This window comes from Marinobacter sp. (assembly GCF_052094685.1).
Taxonomy (GTDB): Bacteria; Pseudomonadota; Gammaproteobacteria; order Pseudomonadales; family Oleiphilaceae; genus Marinobacter.
The window spans coordinates 1-19,181 of record NZ_JBQDKB010000001.1; the positions used below are offsets into that span (position 1 = coordinate 1).

Sequence of the window (19,181 nt, forward strand, 5' to 3'; positions counted from 1 at the left end):
ATTGCAGAAATGAATACTAATCAGCATTGTATAGCGAAAACCTATGCTATGCTTTTCAGCAAATCAAAAATACATACCTATAAATGCGCCACAGCTTGCTGCGATCATCACGCACGAGATAAGCATTCAAGGGCTCTTGCTGTAACGAAAACTGGAGAAAAATAATGTCAGGGAAATTTCTTGCTCGTGCGTCGGCGCTGTCGCTGGTGGCACTTTTGGCTGCTTGTGGTGGAGATGATGGTTCGACACCCATTGTTAATGTGAACCCCTCGCCTCAGGAGCCCACAGAGGACAATTCTGGGGATGGGACTAACGACAATACAGATGGGGAAGCATCTAACCCAGATACTGGTAACGGCGACACTGGCGGAAACACTCCTCCAGAACCTGTGTATCGAATCGGTTATTTGACTGACATAACAGACCCAACAACATTTGTTGCCAACCAGATTCAAGCGACCCCTCCGAACCCACTAATCGGAAATGAGCCTGCTCGTTTACAGGTAGCAATTCTCAAAGAAAACTCTGATGAGTTAGTCTTGGGGGTTGATAATACAGTTACCTTTTTTTCTGCCTGTGCTTCATCTGGCTGGGCGGCATTTGGACCCGAAAGCGTCAGTTTGGATACGGGAGTTGGTTACTCGGAATACACACCCGATGAGCGCTGTGCAGGCCAAGATGTACTTTACGCCCGTGTTAATCACAATTTCTCCAATCTCGCCAAGATAACGATGACAAACCAGTCACCCACTGGATCTACACCTCCATCAGCCTATCGAGTTGGATCCTTTGACAACAGCAGCATCTTTCAAGAAGGTATTCTTGACGCCACCACCCCTGTCCTAACCAGCGGTACTGGTGGATCCAATTCTACGGATCTTCGTCTGGCTATCGTTGACAATAACGATGACCCGGTGATCAGCAGCGGTCTGAGTGTTGAGTTTACATCTATGTGCCTCGATGCAGGAAGAGCGAAAATCGAGACAACTGGTGTGACAAACAGCGGCCAGCTGTTAGCGATATACACAGCTGAGGGCCCTGCCGGGAAGTGTTTGGGCACAGACTCTGTTTACGCACTAGCCGGCACAGACAACCAACTGCGAGCCTCTGTAGATTTGTCTATAAACGAAAACAACCTTGCAATTGGATCCTTCGATTCGGCGGGTACCTTCACTCAAACCCTAGCCGCAGAAAAGACAACATTGGACTATAACATCGAGACAGAGCCGAGCACTTCTATTCGTTCCGTCATCGGTACGCTCGACAACTCGGGCACTTTTGATCGGATTATAGGCAAGGAAAGCAATGTTGAATTCTTCTCAACCTGCATCGACTCCGGGCTGTCATCGATCGACACAACAGGATCTACAGCATCCGGCGAACTGATTAGCACCTACAAGGCTAACGGCTGTATTGGCGACGATACAGTCTATGCCCGCATTACTGATACCGACACCATTGCATCCACAACTTTGAACATTCTGCCCAAACAGGGTCAGGAATTGGCACTTGGCTTTTTCAACACAGGCACCTTCAATAAAGGCGTAATCGGAAATACCCGAAGCACACCACTGCCTCTGGGCGTCCAAACCAAACTGTACCTATCCATAGCCGATGCACAAACTGAAACCCAGATCAAAGGACAGCCGCTATCCATTAAACTCACTTCGCGCTGCGGCGAACAACAGGGCGCGATATCGCCTCTCTCCACGGAAAACGCGTCAGTGAGCTTGGGTTACATTGAGGTATTGTATACGGCTCAAAGCTGCGGTTCACGCACAGAGGACTTGGTTCGCGCTGAGCTAGAGGGCGTGGCAGGTCTGACAGCGACTGCAGAAACAACTATTGCGCTAGCAGAGCTGCCTGCAAACTCTTTAACCACAGGCCGCCCCACCCCTAACTCCATCGCCCCATCCTGGTATTCCACAGAGGGTCGTGAGACAACCTCTACACTCAGTGTGCAGCTAAAAGACAGCCAGAATAACGGCATCGAAGGGGAATCTGTAACCTTTACTCTCGACAACCCTGGAAACACAGACGTTGCTGTACTCGAGCCTGTCAACGGCGGTAAAACCAATGAAGACGGTTACGCGGAGGTTAAAATTAAAGCAGCTGTCGGTTTTGATAACGTTGTTTTTCGGGTTATTGCCAGCTATACAGATACAATTGGCAGCCTTCTAGAGGCGTATTCAGCGCCGATTGCGGTCAACTCTAAGCTGCCGTATGCGGAGCGTTTCTCTTTGAGTACAAGCAACTTTGCACCTGACACAAGAGGCATTAACGGTGTAAAAGTGCCACTAACCCTTTTGGCAGCTGACAATCAAGGTAATCGCATACGCGGCAATACCGTGGTTAACTTCGAAACAACTGTTGGCAGCATTGAACCAGAGTGCATCCTCGATAATGAAGGTCGCTGCAATGTCACATGGGAAAGCTTGAATATTAGCAACGCCCCAGGAGCCGGCTATGCTGAAATAAGAGCCTATACCCACGGCACCCTGGCCCCCGCTAATGCCAATGGGCCGACACCTACCGGAGAAATCGACAGTACGGTTAGAATATTGATGACTACATCTACGGGAGTAAGCGTTGAGCTAGACACGCAGACGATCCCAGCAACTGGCGGAGCTTTATGTGCAGAAGCATTTGTCGATCTTGAGGGAACCAATAGCAGCATGTATTCCCCCCCAGTTGGCACGACCATGGAATTTGAAGTCACGAACGGAACGCTTATTCCGGCTTCTTCCAGCAGCTACACATTAGGGTCATCATCTGCTCTTCTGCAAACCCCGTACAGCTTCACCGGGTGTACTTTCATTGAACCGGATTCAAATCGGACAGAACTGATGAAATTAACAGTAACCGTGACACCACCGGGCGGCACTAGCGCTTTTGACCGAGCGACTGAATAAATTAACCCGTTAGGGCTTTAAGCTGACGAACGCGCAAAAGCCCGGCCACGCGCCGGGCTTTTTGCTTACAAAACGACTTTCCGCGATAATAGCGCCCATCGAATTTTCGGTGGGCGTTTTTGCTTACCGCCTCCTCATTTTTGCAACCCGAGCCGTCCAACAGCATGAAAGAGACCATTTCCGATCTGCTCCAGTCCGCACTGGCTGCCCTTCAATCTGAAGGCACCCTGCCTGCCGACCAGACCTACACGCCGCAAGTGGGCAACACCAAGGATAAATCCCACGGTGACTATGCCTGCAACATTGCACTGGTTGCCGCCAAAACGGCGGGCTGCGCACCTCGCAAGCTGGCTGAGCTACTGATCGAAAAGCTGCCACAAAGCAGTGCGGTGGAGAAAGTAGAAATTGCCGGCCCGGGCTTTATCAACTTTTTCATGAGCACCTCCAGTGCGTTTGCGATCGTTAATACGATTCTGGATGAAGCGGGCCAGTTCGGTCGAAACAGCAACGGTAAGGGCAAGAAAGTTCAGGTCGAGTTTGTTTCCGCAAACCCCACCGGCCCCTTGCATGTTGGTCATGGCCGGGGCGCGGCCATTGGCGATTGCCTGTGCCGCCTGCTGGAAGCAAACGGTTACGATGTTACCCGGGAGTTTTACTACAACGATGCCGGCGCTCAGATAAACAATCTTGCGCTCTCGGTGCAGGCTCGTGTGAAAGGACTAACGCCGGAAGACGACGGCTGGCCAGAAAACGGTTACCGCGGCGACTATATTGCCGATGTCGCCAAGGCTTATCTTGCCGGTAATACAGTAACCGCAGACGATCGTGAAGTAACCGCCAGCGCCGACCCGGAAGACCGTGCCGCCATTCAGGATTTTGCGGTGGCGTATTTGCGCCGGGAGCAGGATCTGGATTTGAAGGCGTTCGGCGTGCAATTTGATGTGTATTTTCTGGAATCGTCGCTTTATCAGAGCGGCAAAGTAGAAGCGACCGTTAAGCGCCTGCAAGAAAATGGCTACACCTATGAAGACGGCGGCGCTATATGGCTGAAAACCAAAGAGTTCGGCGATGACAAAGACCGGGTAATGCGCAAACAGGATGGCGGCTACACCTACTTTCTGCCAGACGTGGCCTACCACCTGGACAAGTGGGAGCGCGGTTTTACCACGGTAATCAATGAGCAAGGCGCCGACCACCACTCCACGATTACCCGGGTTCGTGCCGGGTTACAGGCACTGAACGCGGGCATTCCCCAGGGTTGGCCGGATTACGTTCTGCACCAGATGGTTATGGTGACTCGTTCCGGCCAGGAGGTGAAAATCTCCAAGCGTGCCGGCAGCTATGTGACCATTCGAGATCTGATTGACGAAGTAGGCCGCGATGCCACCCGCTTTTTCCTCGCGGCACGGCGCGTGGATTCCCAGTTGACCTTCGATATCGATTTGGCCCGCTCTCAAACCAATGAAAACCCGGTGTATTACATTCAGTATGCCCATGCGCGTATTTGCAGCGTGCTGCGAAAGCTGGCTACCGAAGGCGTTGAGCGCGGGTTCAATGAGTGCGTGGGTGATTTGTCGTTGCTTACTCTGGATGAGGAAAAAGAGCTGGCAAACCAACTGGCAAAATACCCAGAGCTTATTGCCAACTCATCAGCCCAGCGCGAACCGCACCACCTTACGCATTACTTGAGGGACCTGGCTGGCCAGTTCCACACCTACTACAACGCCCACAAAGTGCTGATTGAAGACACCGCCGTACGTGATGCCCGTGTAAGCCTTTACCTCGCCGTGCGCCAGGTAATTGACAACGGGCTTGGCCTATTGGGCGTCAGCGCACCAGAAGAGATGTAAGTAGCAACAATGGCCCAAGATTACGCCCGAAAAAAACGATCGGCCACGCCGTCCACCACGTCCAAGAGAAAGCCGAGCAAGGCTGCGCGCGCACCCAAAAAGCGCACAAAGCCTGCAGCACCGGCTCGCTCCCAACGTGGAGGTCTATCCTTGAAGTGGATCCTGTCTTTGGCCACGGTCGGTGGGTTTATCGGATTTATTGTGTACTTAAATTCCGTACCGCCCAGCACAGGCCCTCAGCCCGCCGTCGAGAAGCCGGCGCAACAACCAACAAAAAAGGCCGCAGAGCAGCAGGAAAAGAAGCCGGGCTTTCGGTTTTACGACATGCTTCCGGAATCAGAAGTTGTTCCCTCGAAGGTGGACGAGTACACCCCTGGTCCATCCAAGCAGAACTACGACTACATTGTGCAGTCTGGCTCTTTTCGCAGTAAGGAAGACGCCGAGCGCCAACGGGCGCAGATTGCCTTTTTGGGCCTTAGGGCTTCGGTACAAAATATTGAGCTAGATAGCGGCTCTGTGTGGTACCGCGTGAATGTGGGCCCGTTCACCTCACGGAGCCAAATGAGCTCTGCCGTGGACAAGCTTGTGTCTATTAACATTCAGCCGCTGGCCCGGAAAATTCCAAAGAAAGAATAGCTACCCCGCGCACACCCGGCAGACTCCTCTGCGCAGGCACTTGAATTCTTTTATCCCGCCTCCATAACTGGCCAATACCGATTTTTATCAGGCAATTGGAGCCCTAATGACTACCATTCTTTCCGTCAGACGCGATGACGAAGTTGCCATGGGAGGCGACGGCCAGGTTTCTCTGGGCAATACCGTAATGAAGGGCAACGCCCGCAAGGTTCGTCGCCTTTACAATGGCAAGGTGGTTGCCGGTTTTGCCGGCGGCACTGCCGATGCTTTTACTCTATTTGAACGGTTTGAAGCCCAACTTGAAAAGCACGAGGGCAATCTTACAAGAGCGGCCGTTGAACTGGCCAAAGACTGGCGCTCAGATAGAGCATTGCGACGACTGGAAGCGCTTCTGGCGGTGGCGGATGAAACCGCATCTTTGATCATCACCGGAAACGGCGATGTGATCGAACCCGAGCAGGGATTGATTGCGATTGGCTCTGGCGGCCCGTTCGCGCAAGCATCTGCCCGCGCACTGCTTGAGAACACCGAGCTTTCTGCCCATGAAATTGTGGAGAAAGGCTTGGATATAGCAGCGGACATCTGCATCTACACGAACCACAATCGCACACTTGAAACACTCTCCAAAAACGATTGATCCGGAGCACACATGTCTGCAATGACTCCCCGTGAGATTGTCCACGAACTCAACAAACACATCGTGGGCCAGCAAGAGGCCAAGCGCGCAGTGGCAATTGCCCTTAGAAACCGCTGGCGCCGCATGCAACTGGACAGCACCCTTCGTGATGAGGTTACGCCAAAGAATATTCTGATGATCGGCCCCACCGGCGTGGGTAAAACCGAAATTGCCCGCCGCTTGGCCAAGCTAGCCGATGCGCCCTTCCTGAAAGTAGAAGCCACCAAATTCACTGAGGTGGGCTACGTAGGGCGTGATGTTGAGTCCATTATTCGTGACCTGGCAGACATGGCCGTGAAGATGCTGCGTGTGCAGGAAATGAAACTCCATGAAGAGAGAGCCTTGGATGCCGCTGAGGAACGTATTCTAGACGCCCTGATACCGCCAGCCAGAAGCTTCAGCGAAGACAGCCAGAAGCCGCCTGAGGACTCCTCCACGCGTCAGATGTTCCGAAAGAAGCTGCGTGAAGGTGAACTGGACGACAAAGAGATCGAAATTAATCTGAGCAATTCCGGCGGCGGCGTTGAGATCATGGCGCCTCCTGGCATGGAGGAGATGACCAATCAGTTGCAGAGCATGTTCTCGAATATGGCCTCTGAAAAATCCAAGCCCCGAAAAATGAAGGTCTCCGATGCCCTCAAGCGGGCAAAGGAAGAGGAAGCCGCTAAACTGGTCAACGAGGAATCGATCAAGCAAAAAGCCATTCTCGCCGTAGAACAAAATGGCATTGTGTTTCTCGATGAAATTGACAAGGTGGCTAAACGTTCTGAAAACACGTCGTCGGACGTGTCACGGGAAGGGGTTCAGCGGGATCTGCTGCCGCTCATTGAAGGCAGCACCGTGAGCACAAAATACGGCTCAGTGCGCACGGATCATATCCTGTTCATTGCTTCCGGCGCGTTTCACCTGTCGAAGCCCTCGGATCTGATTCCGGAGCTTCAGGGCCGCCTGCCCATCCGCGTGGAACTACAGGCTCTTACCCCGGATGATTTCAAACGCATTCTTACCGAGCCAGATGCTTCACTGGTTCAGCAGTATGAGGCATTGATGGCAACAGAGGGCGTTAAGTTGACGTTCAACAACGAAGCCATCGCCCGCATTGCAGAAATTTCCTGGAAGGTAAATGCGACCACCGAAAACATCGGTGCCCGGCGCCTGCATACGGTTCTGGAACGGCTGCTGGAAAGCCTGTCCTTTGATGCCGGTGATGACGTAACCGATACGTTTGAAGTAACCGCAGATTACGTAAATGAAAAGCTTGGGGAACTGTCGGAAGACGAAGATCTGAGCCGTTACATTCTCTGATTCGCGGGCGCGAACCAGAAACCAGTGGGCCAGGCGTGTTTTGCGCGCCTGGCCCGTTTTTATTCTGCTTTTGAAAACAGATGGGTGACGTTTTCTAGCCCAGTTGCGAGCTTGCCCTTCCCCGCTGCCTTTTTCTGCCTGCTTTTGGCCACATAGAGTGGCAGCATTTCGCCATAAAGACTGGTACTGATGGTGCGTTGTTCGTCTTCCAGACGATCTCGGCGCAACGTTATGCCGTATTTTATCAGTTTAGGCTCTAACTCATCCGCCCGGTTCAGCAAATCCCGACGGGTCATTTGATAGGCGTGCTCACACACCATCCTACGTGACTGGAAACTGAACACGTTAGAGAGAAACAGCTTGGCATCGTCTCTTGTCGGCTCAAACAGAAGAAGATCTTTATTCGGGTAATCCGTCGTGTAATGGGCCACGCCCGATTGCATACGTGAATACACCATTGTTCTGAACATCTGGGACAACAAGCTGGGCATGCCCGAATGTGTCAACTCCCCAGGCCCCATGGTTCCGGCTCTAACGGCTGCACTGGCGTCAATTGGCACCTGGGGATTTACGGCAAAAACCAGATCTGCGCCATCTTCAAACGCCACTGAAGCATGCAGGCCTTTGCGTAACGTTCCGTCCACATAATACCGGCCATCAATATCAACCGGCACATACAGCCCTGGCGACGCTGTGCTTGCCTGAATAGCTTTGGAGATCGGCACGTGATCGAACCCGGGAGCACCAAAACACACCGCCTCGGTGCTTTCCACATCCGCAGCCACAATATAGAGACTGCGCTTCAACTGCCGGAAATTGTTTGAACGTCCCAGCATAGAAAAGGCGCGCTTGAGGTACTCATGCAGCCCTTCGTTGTCAAAGAGCCCGGCAGGCGCCGCCTGCGCCAATATGGTCATGGCTTCCAGCAGGCTCTGATCGTAGGGGTTACTGATAAAACGGCGAACGGCGGTAGAAAGTAGCCCGGGCACGGCCAACAGCCGGCTGCCCATTTCCTTTAATGCGGGACGAAAAAATACGTCTGGGTGAAACGGGTGAACTTCGGCTTCATTGCGAACAAAGATCCGGCACAGTTGCGCGGTGGTCATCTGGTTAGCCAGGTTGGCTGCCACAAACGAGCCGGCGTTAACACCCACATAAACATCAAGATTGTTGAAATCCAGCCCATCCAGCGCTTCATCCAGCGCCCGGAGTGCGCCAATCTCATAAATGCCACCTAAAGGGCCGCCGCCACCGAGCGCGAGCCCGATGCGTGGAGTAGGTTTCAGATCGGTTGGCGGTTTCATAGCCTTTCCTTTTCCGGATAAATAGCCAGAGCTAACATTCTGAATTGTCTGACTAACAAGGTAACAACCCGGTTTAGAGTACACACCCTAGATTTGAAAGGCTGCCTAATATGACATCCTCAGGTGGTGGTGTGTGCCGCCAGTGCTGTTGTTGTGGATTTACTTGGCCGGAGGTAACGTCCGAAGCCTGCGTTACGCAACGCGAGATCCACACAGCTTTTGATTACATGGGGCGAATCCAGCAGCAGCACATCTTTCAGAAGCGTCACTGCCCATTCCTTACTTACACTGCGAATCACCGATTTTACTTTCGGCAAACTGGCCGCGTTCATGGATAAAGAATCGTAGCCCATGGCCATTAACAGCAATGCCCCCCCGGGGTCCCCGGCTAATTCACCGCAAATACCCAGGGGCTTACCCACCGCATGAGCATCTTGAGCAATGCGCACCAGCGCCTGCAGCACAGCCGGGTGGTACGAGTGATAGAGCTGCGCCACCCGTGGGTTGTTGCGGTCTACCGCAAGTAAGTACTGAGTCAAGTCGTTGGAGCCAACTGACAGGAAGTCCACACGGTCCGCCAGCTCACGAATTTGATACACCGCAGCAGGTATCTCAATCATTACGCCCACTTTGGGCATGTGGATGTCAAAACCCTCTTCCCTCACCTCGTGGTACACCCGGTAAATCAGGTGCAGGGATTCCTCCACTTCGGAAATATTGCTGATCATGGGCAGCATGATTTGAAGGTTATTCAAGCCCTCACTGGCTTTGAGCATGGCTCGCACTTGCACGAGAAAGATCTCAGGATGATCCAATGTAACTCGAATGCCCCGCCAGCCCAGAAATGGGTTTTCTTCTTCAATGGGGAAGTACGCTAGCGATTTATCGCCGCCGATATCCAGAGTACGCATGGTGACTGGATTGGGCGCAAACGCCTCTAGCTGCTCACGGTAATATTGGCGCTGCTCCTGTTCCGAGGGGAAACGGTCCTTGATCATGAAAGGCACTTCGGTGCGGTACAGACCTATGCCCTCTGCGCCATGGGACAATGAACGCACCACATCTGTCATCAACCCGGTATTGACCAAAAGCGGAACCCGGTGGCCATCGGTTGTTTCGCAGGGTAAGTCGCGAAGCGCTTCCAGGCTACGGTCGATCTCCTCTTCTTCATCAAAAATAGCCTGGAAGAACGTCCGCAGATCTGAGGAGGGCGAGGCGAAAATCTGCCCCTCAAACCCATCCACAATCAACTCTTTACGGTCAAGCTGATTAACCGGGATATCCACCAACCCCATCACGGTGGGCACACCCATGGCGCGGGCTAGAATGGCAACGTGGGAGTTGCTAGAGCCTTTAACGGACACCAGTCCCACCAACTTCCCTCGGGGCACCTCACCGAGCATGGCCGGAGTGAGCTCTTCACTAACCAGAACAGTGTGTTCTGGGTAAATCACATCGTTTTGCTCACCTTCTTGCAGGTACGAAAGCAGGCGGCGACCTAGGTCGCGAATATCCACCGCGCGCTCTTGCAGGTAGTGATCGTCCATCATTTCAAACTGGCGAACGTACTGCAGAACCACCCGTTTTAGGGCGCCTTGCGCCCAATTCCCTTCCCGAATTGTGTTGTTAACCTCTCCGGGCAAGGCCTCATCACTCAACATCCGAAGATACACGTCGAACAGTGCCAGCTCTTCCGGTCGCAAGCGGGAGGTAAGCCGCTTTGCAACAGCTTCGATATCTTCACAAACCGCCTGTACAGCAGACCGGAACAACTCCAATTCCAAATCAATATCTTCAGCCGGCCTCTCGGGCACAGCGTCCAGATCTGCAGGTGGGTAAACCACTACACCGTGGCCAATAGCTACGCCTGGAGAGCCGGGCACACCATCGAAGGCCACGTCGCGGGCCTCTTCCCCGGTCAGGGACAGGCCGCTGATGGCACCGGTTGCTTCGCTATGGGCAATAACACCGGCAAGCTGAGCGGATACGGTAACCAGAAAAGCTTCTTCACCTTCGTCAAAACACCGGGAGCTCTCCCGCTGCTGAACTACAAGCACGCCGAGTACCCGGCGATGGTGAATAATAGGGACCCCGAGAAAGGAGCGGAAGCGCTCCTCGCCGGTTTCAGGAAAGTATCGATAGCGGGGGTGGGATGGTGCGTCTTCCAGGTTAATGGGCTCTTCTCTGGAGCCCACAAGCCCCACAAGCCCTTCAGAGTGCGCAAGACTCACTTGGCCCACAGCCTGCAGGTATAGCCCTTCGGTGGCCATTAGGATATAGCGGTTGGAGGCTGGATCCAGCAGATAAACGGAACACACTTCGGTTCCCATGGCTTTCTGCACACGCGATACAATGATACCCAGCGCCTCCTGAAGATCCCGGGCGCTGTTTACCTCTTGTACTAGACTTCGCAGAATGCTCAGCATGGGTGTGTCAGTCCGTCATTTCGCCTGTTCCTTTAAACGCCGGTTATGCTCGCTTCGGTGCCACTGCTCCATGTTGTAGAACAGTCTTGGTGCAAGCTCTCTCAGCGCACGTCGGTATACTTCGCGCTTGAAGGAAACCACCTGACCCAACGGGTACCAGTAGCTTACCCACTGCCAGCCATCGAATTCCGGTGAATTCGTACCGTCAACGCGTACTTGCGCATCTGGCGATAACATCCTCAGTAGGAACCATTTCTGTTTTTGGCCCACGCAAACGGGGTGCGAGTGTTGCCGTACCATTCTTCGGGGAAGGCGATACCTCAGCCAGCCCCGGGTACAACTGATGATTTCAACATCATTGGCGTTTAGGCCAATTTCCTCTCCAAGCTCCCGGTACAGTGCTTCTTCCGGCGATTCTTCATGATTGATGCCGCCTTGGGGAAACTGCCAGGAGTCCTGCCCTATTCGCCTTGCCCAGAGAACTTGCCCCCGGTAGTTGGCCAGAATGATTCCGACGTTGGGTCTGAAACCGTCTGAATCGATCACGGCACAGTCCTCTTAATAGAGTCGGTAGACCGGTCAGATAGTTACCGGTCGGATTTTTCCAAGTTGCGCTCATTCTTACAGAATCCCAAGGCTTCGGCAAACGCAGCTGCTGGCAATCGCCCGTGGTAAGATACCGGCCTTCCACAAGTTCCGTGTCCTTGGAGGTAATCGTTTGACGCTCGCAATTTTTGATCTCGACAACACCCTACTCGCTGGCGACAGCGATCATGCCTGGGGTGAGTTTTTGGTAGAGGAAGGTATTGTTGATGCCCAGGCCTACCGTAAGGCCAATGATCGCTTCTATCAGGATTACCTGAATGGCGAGCTGGATATACTTAACTACCTTGGGTTTGTGCTTCAGCCGCTGTCAATTCACAGCATGGACGAACTGCTAGAATGGCGCGCCACGTTCATGGATAAAAAAGTACGCCCTATGCTGCTAAAAAAAGCCGATGCGCTTTTGAACAGCCACCGGGAACGTGGTCACACCCTGATGATTATCACGGCGACCAACCGGTTTGTGACCGAGCCCATTGCCGATGCACTGGGCATTGACCACCTGATTGCCACTGAGCCAGAGATGGTCGATGGCCGTTATACCGGCGGAATTGCGGGTACCCCCAGCTTTCAAGGCGGCAAAGTCGCCCGGCTGAATGACTGGCTGGCGGCTACGGGTGAGAGCCTGGACGGCGCTTGGTTCTACAGCGATTCCCACAATGATTTGCCGCTGTTAGAAAAAGTGGACAACCCGGTTGCGGTTGACCCGGACCCGAAGCTGGAAGAATTCGCCAGAAATCAGGGCTGGGATGTTATGACACTTCGCGATTGATACTTGCCAGAGAAGAGCCGAACCCTCTCTCTTTTCGAGAGCAGGCGTTCGGCTTCAGCGTCACATAAACCCGGTAAGAGAGCGCACAAAGCAGGATTTGATGTAGTCAGTCTCTGGAATTCCCGGAATAATCGGATGATCCGGCGCTTGATGCCCCTGCTCCAAAAGCTGCACGAAGCGATCAATCTTGCGGCCACTGCCCCGAATGATATCCACCAGTTTCTCTTGGGAGAGGTGCATAGAGCAGGAAGCCGACACCAACAGGCCATCCCGCTCCAGCAGCCGCAAACCCAGCTGATTCAATCGGGCATACGCCTGCTCACCGGCTTTCTGGTCACGACGGCGGGGAATAAATGCCGGTGGGTCCAGCACCACAATATCGAACTTTTCCTTCTCGTCCGCCAGCGCTTTCAGTGCTTCGAATGCATCACCTTCAAGAGTCTCAACGTTATCCAGGCCATTGAGCTTGGCATTGTGGTGAACAGAATCGATAGCTGAGGAAGAGCTATCTACACAGGTAACCTGAGTAGCACCCGCGCAAGCCGCCTGAATGCCCCAGCCGCCCACGTAACTGAACACATCTAACACGCGCTTACCTGGCGCATACGCTTGCAAGCGCTGACGATTCATTCGGTGATCATAAAACCAGCCGGTTTTCTGGCCGCCTTCAAGGGGCACTTCAAAGTGAACACCGTTTTCTTCCACTTCAAGTAGCGTCGCTTCTGGGCCATGGGCCTGCTCAACGTAGGTATCCAGTCCTTCCACTGAGCGCATCTTGCCATCATTCTTGAGAATAATGGCCTTGGGGTGCGCCAGCCGCTGAATCGCCCGAATGATCGACTCTTTCATGTGCTCCATGCCAGCGGTGGAAATTTGCACCACTACGGTATCGCCAAACCGATCGACCACGAGCCCGGAAAGGCCGTCGCTGTCGCCAAACACCCAGCGATAGAAGGGTTTATCAAACACCCGTTCCCGCAGAACCAGTGCTGTTTCCATGCGCTGGGTCAGTCGGTTTGGTGTCATGCCCTGCGCCGCATCACGGCTGATCAGGCGGCCGCAAATGAGTGCATGAGGGTTCACGAACACTACGCCCAGGGGTTTGTCGTTTGCCGCACGTAACTCAGCCTGAGTACCGGCTTCAAACTGCGCCAACGGTGACCGCTGGATATCCACTTCGTTGCTGTAAACCCACAGATGGCCAGCCCGAAGCCTGCGCTCCGCGCCTTTGCGTAAATATAAAACCGGGAAATTCATTGCAACCACCTGATCGGAAAACGGGGCGTGGATTATACATTAACTAACGACGACAGCACCCAAGCTAGAGGGAACCGTCGGGCAAGGCTTTCCAAAACTGTGCGGAGCCAGGGATGGCGGAGCCCAAGCGCCACATGGATGTGCCGCAAGGAGCGTGTTTTGGAAAGCCTTGCCCGACGGTTCCTACTCGGTTTATTCGGCGGCCGCCACATGCTCTGCGTAAGCAGCAGCATCCATCAAACCTTCAAGCTCGCCTTCATCGGCCAGCTTTACTTTGAACAGCCAGCCGTCGCCGTACGGGTCTTCGTTGGTCTTCTCTGGCTCATCTTCGAGAAGCTCATTAATCTCGATAACCTCACCGGTAACCGGGCTAAATACATCCGATGCGGATTTCACCGATTCGGCAACGCCGGCTTCTTCGCCGCCGGTAACCGTTTCACCAACCTCGGGAACCCCGATATAAACCACATCACCCAATTGCTCTTGGGCAAAGTCAGTTATGCCAACCGTTGCTGTTCCATCGGCGTGCACTCGCACCCACTGGTGAGTGTCGATGTATTTGAGATCGGAAGGGGTATCGCTCATAACGGTAATTCCTAGCAGATTTTTGGGGCAGTGTAACCGAAGACTTTAGCGCCAGCTAACCTCTCGTGCCAACTTCATGAAAGAATCCATGTACTGCACCCCCACATCCCGCTCGCGACAACCCAGAAAAATCTGTTTTGAAACGCCTTCTTTCCCTAACTTCACCGGAACCACGCCCAGCCGGTCGCTATATTCATGCACCAACCAGCGCGGTAATGCTGCTACTCCACGGCCTGCTGCGACCATTTGCAGCATAATATCTGTGGTTTCGATGGTTTTATGGCGGGCTGGGCGCATGTTTGCGGGTACCAGCAAATAATTAAACACATCCAGCCGCTCAATTGCTACGGGATAGGTGATTAGGGTTTCTGGCTCCAAATCTGCAGCCTCTACCCAGGGCTTCTTGGCTAGGCGATGGCTGGCCGCAACCACCAACACCTGTTCATAATCAAACACCGGCTCAAACACCAAGCCTGGTCGATGCAATGGATCGGGGGTGACCAGCATGTCGATGTCGTGACCAAACAGCGCACCAATGCCGCCAAACTGGAATTTCTGTTTTACATCCACATCCACCGACGGCCATTTTTCAAGGTACGGCCCCACGACTTTCAGCAGCCATTGATAACACGGGTGGCATTCCATTCCGATGCGCAGCGTGCCGGCTTGGCCGTTGGCGAACTGGCCGATTAGCATCTCTGCATGCTCAAACTGCGGCAGCAGCCGGTTGGCCAGTGCCAGCAGGTGGCCGCCTGCCTGGGTCAGCCGAAGTCGACGACCTTCCCGAAACCATAAAGGGGTTCCAAGCTGCTGCTCCAACTTGCGAACAGAGTGGCTGAGCGCGGACTGGGTCAGGTGAAGGCGATTGGCGGCCGCGGTCAGCGAGCCTTCCGCTTCCACGGCCCGTAGCACTTCCAGATGATTACGCTCAATCATTTAACAATCCATGAGTAAAATTAATAGAACCCTGAAATAATACCATTATTTTTCATTGATCCCGAACGCTAATCTGGCCATTCCTAACAACGACTCACTAAACACAGAATCAGGAGTTTCGGATGACCACCACTCACAACCTCGGCTACCCGCGCATCGGCGCTCGCCGGGAACTAAAATTTGCTCTGGAAGCTCTTTGGAATGGCAAGTCCAGCGAAGCAGAGTTGCAGGCAACCGCCGCTGGGCTGCGTGAGCAGAACTGGAAGCAGCAAGCAGACCTTTCCTTTGCGCCCGTTGGCGAATTCTCGCTGTACGATCAGGTGCTAGACATGAGCGCCACACTTGGCAACCTGCCCGAGCGTGCTAGTACTCATGAGGGCTCTGCGCTGGATGAGTATTTTCGTGTCGCACGAGGCCGCTCCCCAAGCGACACGGCCTGTTGCAGTGTACACGCCGGTGAAATGACCAAGTGGTTCGACACCAACTACCACTACATAGTGCCGGAGTTCAGTGCCGATACGAGCTTCAGCCTGAATGCCGACCGCATTCTGGAGCAATTGGCAGAAGCTCAGTCTCAAGGCATCACCGCCAAGCCAGTAATCATCGGCCCGGTGACGTATTTGTGGCTGGGCAAGGCCAAAGACGAATCTGACCGCCTGGCACTGCTGGACAAACTGTTGCCGGTATACAGCGAATTGCTGGAAAAACTAGCCACAGGGGGCGCGGAATGGGTGCAAATTGACGAGCCTGCGCTGGTTACAGAATTGGATGCCGATTGGAAGCATGCCTTCGTGCTCGCCTACCATGAACTGAAAACAGCGCCCGTGAAGCTGTTGCTGACGACTTATTTCGGCGAGCTGCGGGAAAACCTGCAGCTTGTTTGTGAGCTACCGGTCGCCGGCGTTCACCTGGATGCGATCAGTGCCCACGGAGAGATCGCGCGACTAGCCGACTGGCTGCCGCCTCACAAGGTGCTGTCTCTTGGTGTGATCAATGGCCGTAATATCTGGAAAACGGACCTGAACGCGACACTGAACCTGTTGGAGCCACTGAAAGACAAGCTGGGCGAACGCCTCTGGCTGGCACCCTCTTGTTCGCTTCTGCATGTGCCGGTTGATCTGGAAAGTGAAACCACGTTGGATGCCGAAGTGGGCAACTGGCTGGCCTTTGCCCGCCAGAAACTGCAGGAACTGAGCACTCTGGCCAAGGCACTTGATGAAGGCCGTGGCGCTGTTGCTCAAGACTTGGACACCAACCAAAAGGCGATTGGGAGCCGCCGTGATTCTTCACGGGTTCACAACCCTGTGGTTGCCAAGGCCGTGTCTGCTATTACACCTGCACACGGCGAGCGCAAAAGCCCATTCAACACCCGGGCCAAGCTGCAACAGGATCGATTCCAGCTGCCGGCCTACCCTACAACCACCATTGGCTCTTTCCCGCAAACGCCGGAAATCCGCCAGGTACGCAAAGAATACCGCCTGGGCAACCTGAACCAGCAAGACTATACCGCGCGAATTCACGAGGAGATTGGCTACTGCGTGGAACAGCAAGAGGCCCTTGGCCTAGACGTATTGGTACACGGCGAAGCCGAACGTAACGACATGGTGGAGTATTTCGGCGAGCAGCTGGAAGGTTATGTATTCAGCCGCTTTGGCTGGGTGCAATCCTACGGTTCACGATGCGTGAAACCGCCCATTTTGTTTGGCGATATCACCCGCCCTAACGCCATGACCGTAGACTGGATAAAGTACGCTCAATCTCTGACGGATAAACCACTGAAAGGCATGTTGACCGGCCCTGTGACGATTCTGAACTGGTCGTTCGTGCGTGATGACCAGCCACGCAAGGATACCTGCCTGCAACTGGCACTGGCCGTGCGTGAAGAAGTGCAGGATCTGGAAAAAGCCGGCGCGGGCATCATTCAAATCGATGAAGCAGCCTTGCGCGAAGGCCTGCCACTGCGCCAATCAGACTGGAACACCTACCTGGAATGGGCGATAGAGGCTTTCCGTATCAGCGCCAACGGCGTAGAAGATGACACTCAGATTCATACGCACATGTGCTATTCGGAGTTCAACGACATCATTGGTGCCATTGCCCGTATGGATGCGGACGTGATCACCATCGAAACATCCCGCTCAGCCATGGAGCTGCTGGATGCGTTCAAGGGCTTTGAGTATCCGAACGATATCGGCCCTGGGGTGTACGACATCCACTCGCCGAACATTCCGCAAACCGCCCAGGTTACGGACTTGATGGAAAAGGCAGCACAGCGGATACCGGCGGAGCGCTTGTGGGTGAACCCCGATTGTGGCCTGAAAACCCGACGCTGGGAGGAGGTGATTCCGGCACTCGAAGCCATGGTGTCTGCCGCTAAAGAATTGCGAGCGCAGCACCCGCAGATCCAGACATCAGCACGGGAACTCGCGGCTGCGGCTCAGTAACCAGAACTGTTCTGATCCAGCTCAAACTCGAAATCCAGGGCCCGGCGCACTTCTGTAGTGAAGTTGCCGGAGGCCTGGAGTTCAAACCAGCGGTATCCCGGCGCCCTGCTCTCTACGGAAAAATCCTGTGCGCCCGACGTGAACTGAATACAGGTGGATGGCGTTGCCAGCAATTGCGCGCCCTTTCTCTGTTGTTCGTATACCTGATGGATGTGTCCCCAGAGCACGATTCTGACCTGCGGAAACCGATCAATAATCTGCCAGAAAGCGTCCCGGTTCCTGAGGCCGATATCTGCCATCCAGTCAGCACTAATATCAACCGGGTGATGATGCAGCGTGACAAGCGCTGGTAAGTCCGGATGCTGCTCCAGCGTGCTTGCCAGAAATTCCAGCTCAGGTTCTGCAAGCTCTCCGTGCACGTTCTCAGGCACTGAAGAATCCAGAAGAATAAACTGCCAGCCACCCTGAATAATATGCCGGCGATCTGCGCCATGCTCTTTTGCCACTCTGGCGAGAGTCGCAACGTGATCGTGATTTCCGGCAATCCATGCGGAGTCACAACTAAAAGCCTGGAGACGATCACCCAACACCCGATAAGCTTCTTCTGAGCCATCCTGGGCGAGATCGCCGGTGGCCAGAATCAAGTCCGGTTGCCCATGGGTCTTGAGCACCTCGTCAATCACAGCGTCGAGACTGTCGCGGGTATTCACGCCCAGTAACGCGCCATCCTCGCTGGCCATAAGGTGCGGGTCTGTTAACTGCAGTACCCGAAAAGGCCGGGTGGTTTGCGTTGAAGTCATGATGCTCTTGGTCTGCTCGCTGTCATCACTTGAAGAACAACAAGTGTACGTTGTCAGCTTCGGGATTGATCACCTCTCACTGGTACAATGTCACATTCTGACGAGGTGCAGGGCCATTTATTGCACTATTTAACAACACTTCACATTACCCGGGCATCCGACCTATAGCTAACACGGCACAGACGGCTCAGTCGGTAGGTTCTCCCGTAGTCCAGGCAGCATGTTCAAGCGGTAAATGGCCAAATCGCAGACAGTACTCAAGCCAGTCGGCAAGAAACCCATTCACCTGCACTTTTTCATCCGGGTGGTGCATAAAACGGTTTGGGTAGTCATTCACCGGAGCAATCTGCGTATCCCGGTAACAGCTGATGACTTCAGCCATGGCGGCATCGTGGTACACCCGAACGGTCATCCGGGGGTTATTGAGCCAGCGGCCACTATTGTGGATCTGTTCCAGCAGAAGGGTTTCGGTATATCTGGCGGTTTGCAGCACCTGTATCCGCACCCGGCCGAGATACTCATTTTCCCGGTGCAGTTCAATATCACACACCGGGCGCCCATCCGCTCTTAGCTGACGCAGCCTGAAGAGGCGCTGATAGTTGCCTTCACACAAAGCACCCAGTTGACGTAAATCCGGTACATAACGCCTGGGTTTCATTGTCCACTCACCCATTC

At 53.9% G+C, this 19,181-nt stretch carries 15 protein-coding genes; 7 read left to right on the forward strand and 8 right to left on the reverse strand.

The genetic code is table 11. The annotated features are described in order from the left end of the window. Positions 1–164 precede the first annotated feature (164 nt). The 5 genes from ACTH3S_RS00005 to hslU all read left to right on the forward strand — a co-directional run bounded on the left by ACTH3S_RS00005 (position 165) and on the right by hslU (position 7,379). Positions 165–2,912, forward strand: a complete 2,748-nt coding sequence (locus tag ACTH3S_RS00005; protein WP_441806965.1) for a hypothetical protein — start codon at positions 165–167, stop codon at positions 2,910–2,912. A gap of 164 nt (positions 2,913–3,076) precedes the next feature. Further along, positions 3,077–4,762, forward strand: coding sequence for an arginine--tRNA ligase (argS, locus tag ACTH3S_RS00010; RefSeq protein WP_441806966.1), 1,686 nt, complete (start codon positions 3,077–3,079; stop codon positions 4,760–4,762). Positions 4,763–4,912: 150 nt separating this feature from the next. Beyond that, on the forward strand, positions 4,913–5,398 hold the full coding sequence (locus ACTH3S_RS00015; protein WP_441806967.1) for an SPOR domain-containing protein: 486 nt from the start codon (positions 4,913–4,915) through the stop codon (positions 5,396–5,398). A 106-nt stretch (positions 5,399–5,504) separates the two neighbouring features. Next, positions 5,505–6,035, forward strand: coding sequence for an ATP-dependent protease subunit HslV (gene hslV, locus ACTH3S_RS00020; RefSeq protein ID WP_441806968.1), 531 nt, complete (start codon positions 5,505–5,507; stop codon positions 6,033–6,035). 12 nt (positions 6,036–6,047) lie between these two features. Then, positions 6,048–7,379, forward strand: coding sequence for an ATP-dependent protease ATPase subunit HslU (gene hslU / locus ACTH3S_RS00025; RefSeq protein ID WP_441806969.1), 1,332 nt, complete (start codon positions 6,048–6,050; stop codon positions 7,377–7,379). A gap of 59 nt (positions 7,380–7,438) precedes the next feature. Here hslU and ACTH3S_RS00030 read toward each other — a convergent pair whose 3' ends face one another. The 3 genes from ACTH3S_RS00030 to ACTH3S_RS00040 form a co-directional block, all read right to left on the reverse strand. After that, positions 7,439–8,683, reverse strand: coding sequence for a patatin-like phospholipase family protein (locus ACTH3S_RS00030; protein WP_441806970.1), 1,245 nt, complete (start codon positions 8,681–8,683; stop codon positions 7,439–7,441). A gap of 119 nt (positions 8,684–8,802) precedes the next feature. Continuing rightward, positions 8,803–11,109, reverse strand: coding sequence for a phosphoenolpyruvate--protein phosphotransferase (gene ptsP, locus ACTH3S_RS00035; protein WP_441806971.1), 2,307 nt, complete (start codon positions 11,107–11,109; stop codon positions 8,803–8,805). Between the two features lie 15 nt (positions 11,110–11,124). Next, complete coding sequence (locus ACTH3S_RS00040; protein WP_441806972.1) at positions 11,125–11,655, reverse strand: RNA pyrophosphohydrolase; 531 nt, start codon at positions 11,653–11,655, stop codon at positions 11,125–11,127. Positions 11,656–11,827: 172 nt separating this feature from the next. Between ACTH3S_RS00040 and ACTH3S_RS00045 the strand changes: the two genes are divergently transcribed. Further along, a complete protein-coding gene (locus ACTH3S_RS00045; RefSeq protein ID WP_441806973.1) occupies positions 11,828–12,484 on the forward strand; it encodes an HAD family hydrolase in 657 nt (218 codons plus the stop codon). 60 nt (positions 12,485–12,544) lie between these two features. Here the strand turns inward: ACTH3S_RS00045 and ACTH3S_RS00050 are convergent, their stop codons facing one another. The 3 genes from ACTH3S_RS00050 to ACTH3S_RS00060 all read right to left on the reverse strand — a co-directional run bounded on the left by ACTH3S_RS00050 (position 12,545) and on the right by ACTH3S_RS00060 (position 15,262). Beyond that, entirely contained in the window at positions 12,545–13,741 is a 1,197-nt protein-coding gene (locus tag ACTH3S_RS00050) for a class I SAM-dependent rRNA methyltransferase (protein ID WP_441806974.1), read from the reverse strand. Positions 13,742–13,933: 192 nt separating this feature from the next. Continuing rightward, entirely contained in the window at positions 13,934–14,326 is a 393-nt protein-coding gene (gcvH, locus tag ACTH3S_RS00055) for a glycine cleavage system protein GcvH (protein ID WP_441806975.1), read from the reverse strand. A 45-nt stretch (positions 14,327–14,371) separates the two neighbouring features. Further along, the gene (locus ACTH3S_RS00060; protein ID WP_441806976.1) at positions 14,372–15,262 is read right to left on the reverse strand and encodes a LysR family transcriptional regulator; all 891 of its coding nucleotides are present in this window, start codon (positions 15,260–15,262) and stop codon (positions 14,372–14,374) included. 122 nt (positions 15,263–15,384) lie between these two features. Here ACTH3S_RS00060 and metE point away from each other — a divergent pair, with 122 nt between their 5' ends. Further along, a complete protein-coding gene (gene metE / locus ACTH3S_RS00065; protein WP_441806977.1) occupies positions 15,385–17,706 on the forward strand; it encodes a 5-methyltetrahydropteroyltriglutamate--homocysteine S-methyltransferase in 2,322 nt (773 codons plus the stop codon). Here metE and cpdA read toward each other — a convergent pair. Then, positions 17,700–18,506: a 3',5'-cyclic-AMP phosphodiesterase gene (cpdA, locus tag ACTH3S_RS00070; RefSeq protein WP_441806978.1), complete on the reverse strand. Its 807-nt coding sequence runs from the start codon at positions 18,504–18,506 to the stop codon at positions 17,700–17,702. The two genes, metE and cpdA, sit on opposite strands and share 7 nt — an antisense overlap. A gap of 187 nt (positions 18,507–18,693) precedes the next feature. Beyond that, positions 18,694–19,179, reverse strand: a complete 486-nt coding sequence (locus ACTH3S_RS00075; RefSeq protein ID WP_441806979.1) for a DUF1249 domain-containing protein — start codon at positions 19,177–19,179, stop codon at positions 18,694–18,696. Positions 19,180–19,181 lie beyond the last annotated feature (2 nt).